This window comes from Pseudomonas sp. 2822-17 (assembly GCF_002742485.1).
GTDB classification, from domain to species: Bacteria; Pseudomonadota; Gammaproteobacteria; order Pseudomonadales; family Pseudomonadaceae; genus Aquipseudomonas; species Aquipseudomonas cyclaminis.
In genome coordinates, this window is the sequence record NZ_LJRZ01000931.1 from 1 (window position 1) to 235 (window position 235).

At 46.0% G+C, this 235-nt stretch carries 1 protein-coding gene; it reads left to right on the forward strand.

Features of this window, described 5'->3' with window-relative positions; translation table 11 throughout:
• Positions 1-235: methylmalonyl-CoA mutase family protein (locus tag AOA60_RS31330; protein WP_143522609.1), on the forward strand; the 235-nt coding region annotated here is incomplete at both ends.

The following is a 235-nucleotide window of genomic DNA, read 5'->3' on the forward strand; positions in this document are numbered from 1 at the left end:
GATGCAAAGCGCTTGAGTACGGCTTTTGATTCGGTCACGCTTTACGGAGAAGATCCCGATTATCGTCCTGATATATACGGAAAAGTGGGGGAGAGTGGCGTTAGTATTTGTACCCTCGATGATATGAAAAAGCTATACGAAGGCTTCGACCTTTGTGCACCAACCACTTCCGTATCCATGACAATCAACGGGCCAGCGCCAATCATTTTGGCCATGTTTATGAATACAGCTATAC